Source organism: Desulfonatronospira sp. MSAO_Bac3, from assembly GCF_003838035.1.
GTDB classification, from domain to species: Bacteria; Desulfobacterota; Desulfovibrionia; order Desulfovibrionales; family Desulfonatronovibrionaceae; genus Desulfonatronospira; species Desulfonatronospira thiodismutans.
On sequence record NZ_QYZY01000367.1, the window covers coordinates 1 to 3,406 of the forward strand.

Genomic DNA, 3,406 nt, shown 5'->3' on the forward strand with positions numbered 1-3,406 from the left:
AACCGGCAGGACATGCACATCCGCACCTGCCTTTTCCAGTTCCTGAGGCAGGACCTCCCTGGCTACTTTCGCCCGGGGGATGAGTACTTTTTTACCCTGCACTCCAAGGTCTAAAAGTCCCTGAACCACGGATTCGGCCACATACTTGTCCGGAACAAAATCAGGGCGGATGCCCCGATGTTCCAGGGCCTGGGCTGTGGCCGGGCCAATGGCCGCCACCTTCCTGCCTCCCAGGGCCCGGGAATCTAAGCCGGCCCGCTCCAGTTCCGCCCAGAAATAAAGCACTCCATTGACCGAGGTGAACACTAACCAGTCATAACCGGACAGATGGGATATGGCCTGTTGTACATCTGAATAATCCGGCATGGACTGGATCTCTATGGTGGGAAACTCATAGCAGCAGGCCCCCAGTTCCCGGAGCTGCTCCAGCAGGCCGCTGGCCTGCTCCCTGGCCCGGGTGACCACCACGCCTCTGCCTAAGAGGGGCAGTTTTTCAAACCAGTTGAGCTCATCTCTTAAGTGGACCACATGTCCCACCACCAGCAGGGACGGGGGCTTGAAGCCCTGTTCTACTGCCTGGCCGGGAATGTCCTGTATGGTGGAGACCATGGACCTGTGCATGCAGGTGGTGCCCCAGCGAACCAGGGCTGCAGGGGTTTGCGGGTCCATGCCGGCCTGGATGAGGCTGTGGCTGATGTGCTGCAGATTCTTGACCCCCATGAAAAAGACCAGGGTGCTGGTGCCGGTGGCCAGGCTGGCCCAGTTGTGGGCGCTTTCAGGCTTGTCCGGGTCTTCGTGTCCGGTGATAAAAGAGACAGAAGAAGCGTACCTGCGGTGAGTCAGGGGGATTCCGGCGTAGGCCGGGGCAGCCACGGCCGAGGTCACTCCGGGGATGATCTCAAAGTCTATGCCCGCCTGAAGGAGTTCCTGGGCTTCTTCGGCCCCGCGCCCGAATACATAAGGGTCGCCGCCTTTGAGCCGGGCTACATGGTTGCCGCTGCCGGCCCGGTCCACCAGGAGCTGGTTGATGCCTTCCTGGCTCAGGGTATGATCGCCGCCTTTCTTGCCCACGTAAATAAGTTCTGCATCCTTTCTGCAGAATTTCAGAAAGTCCTCGTTGGCCAAATAGTCGTAGACCACCACGTCGGCCATGGACAAAAGGTCCCTGGCCCTCAATGTCAAAAGCCCGGGATCACCTGGGCCGGCACCTATGAGATATACTTTGCCCATATATTTATTACTCCTGCTGTATGCCTTCAAGGCGGGTGTAAAGGGCCTGGAGTTTTTCCTTTTCTTCCCGGATGCGATTTGCCTTGGCCTGCTCCTTTTCCACCACATCCGCAGGGGCATTGTTTAAAAATCCCGGGTTTTCCAGTTTTTTGCCCACCACGCTTAGGTCTTTTTCCAGTTTGCCCAGTTCCTTCTGCAGTCTGGCCAGTTCGCTCTGGATGTCCACCACACCTTTTAGAGGTACAAAGAGTTCATACCCCTTGACTACAGCTGCCCCGCAGCCCCTGGGGGGCTCAAGGTCCATGCCGGTCTGCATGTCCCCCAGTCCGGCCAGGCCCTGGATAAGATCCCTGTGTTTCATCAGAAAATCCCTGTCCGGGCCATCCACCTGCATCAAAAGCTCCAGCTTGAGGCCCGGGGCGATGTTGAGCTCGCTTCTGATGCCGCGCACAGCCGTGACCACCTGCTGCAGGAATTCCATGTTGTCCGCGGCCTCAGGGAAGCTGCACTGCGGCCTTTTTTCCGGGTAGAGTTCCCGGCTCAGATCCTGGTTTTCCCTGCCCGGGAGCCTGCTCCAGATTTCCTGGGTGGCAAAGGGTATCATGGGGTGCAAAAGGATGATGATTTCGGATAATACCTGCGAGAGGTTGCTTCTGGCCTGTTCTTTTGCTGCTTCATCCTCCCCGTAAAGCTCAGGCTTTATGAGTTCCAGGTACCAGTCGCAAAAGGAGTGCCATACGAACTGATACATGGTCTGGGCCGCGTCATTGAAGCGGTAGTTTTCCACTGCATCCCGGACCCGGTCCTTGACCTCTTCCAGGCGGTGCAGAATCCACTGGTGAGCCAGTCCGTCCACTGCAGATGCATGGAATCTGCGGGGCGGCTCCTGCAGATGCATGAGGCTGAAGCGGGCCGCGTTCCAGATTTTGTTGATGAAGTGGCGGTAACCTTCCACCCGGTCCTCGCTCATCTTGATGTCCCGGCCCATGGCCGCCAGGGAGGTCAGGGTGAAGCGGAAGGCATCGGTGCCGTACTTGTCCATCATGAGCAGGGGGTCGATGACGTTGCCCTTGGACTTGCTCATCTTCTGCCCGGAGGCGTCCCGGACCAGGGCGTGGATGTATACGTCCCTGAATGGTACCTGCTCCATGAAGTGAACACCCATCATCATCATGCGGGCCACCCAGAAAAAAAGGATATCAAAGGCGGTGACCAGAACAGAGGTGGGGTAGAATTTCTGCAGGTCTCTGGTGTCATCCGGCCAGCCCAGGGTGGAGAAAGGCCACAGGGCCGAGGAAAACCAGGTGTCCAGCACGTCCTGGTCCTGCTCCAGCCTGGAGCTTTCACACCTGGTGCATACGGTGGGATCTTCCTTAGTGACCATGAGCTCTCCGCAGTCCAGGCAGGTCCAGGCCGGAATGCGGTGTCCCCACCAGATCTGCCTGGAGATGCACCAGTCCCGGATGTTGTCCATCCATTCAAAATATGTCTTGGCCCACTGTCCGGGCACAATACGCGTATCTCCGCCGGATACAGCATCCCGGGCCTTGCTGGCCAGGGGGCCGACTTTGACGAACCACTGCCTGGATACATAGGGCTCCAAGACGGCGCTGCAGCGGTAGCAGTGCCCCACGCTGTGTCTGTGAGCTGCAGAGCTTTCCAGGAGGTCTTTTTCCTTTAATTCCTGCAGGATTTTTTTGCGGCACTCCATGCGGTCCAGCCCGGCGAACTGTTCGCCGGCCTCCGGGGTCATTGCGCCCAGATCGTCTATGACCTGGATGAGTTCCAGGCCGTGTTTGCGGCCCAGTTCAAAGTCGTTGGGATCGTGGGCGGGAGTGATTTTCAGACACCCGGTGCCGAACTCCATGTCCACGTATTCGTCACCTATGATGGGCAGTCTGCGGTTTAAAAAGGGCAGGACAGCGTTTTTGCCGATAAGGTGCCTGTAGCGCTCATCTTCCGGGTTTACCGCTACTGCTGTGTCCCCAAGCATGGTCTCAGGGCGCGTGGTGGCCACCACTAAGTGTCCGGAGCCGTCCTCCAGGGGATAGCGCAGATGGTAAAGCCCACCGTCAACCTCGGAGTATTCCACTTCCAGATCGGACAGGGCCGTGTGGCAGCGGATGCACCAGTTGATGATGTAATCCCCCTGGTAAATAAGTCCCTGTTCATAAAG

2 protein-coding genes are annotated in these 3,406 nt (G+C 57.9%); both read right to left on the minus strand.

Features of this window, described 5'->3' with window-relative positions; translation table 11 throughout:
* Positions 1-1,230 (minus strand): uroporphyrinogen-III C-methyltransferase (gene cobA / locus D5S03_RS12815; protein WP_287044311.1); only part of this gene is annotated, 1,230 nt, incomplete at its 3' end.
* A gap of 7 nt (positions 1,231-1,237) precedes the next feature.
* Positions 1,238-3,406: valine--tRNA ligase (locus D5S03_RS12820; protein WP_287044313.1), on the minus strand; the 2,169-nt coding region annotated here is incomplete at its 5' end.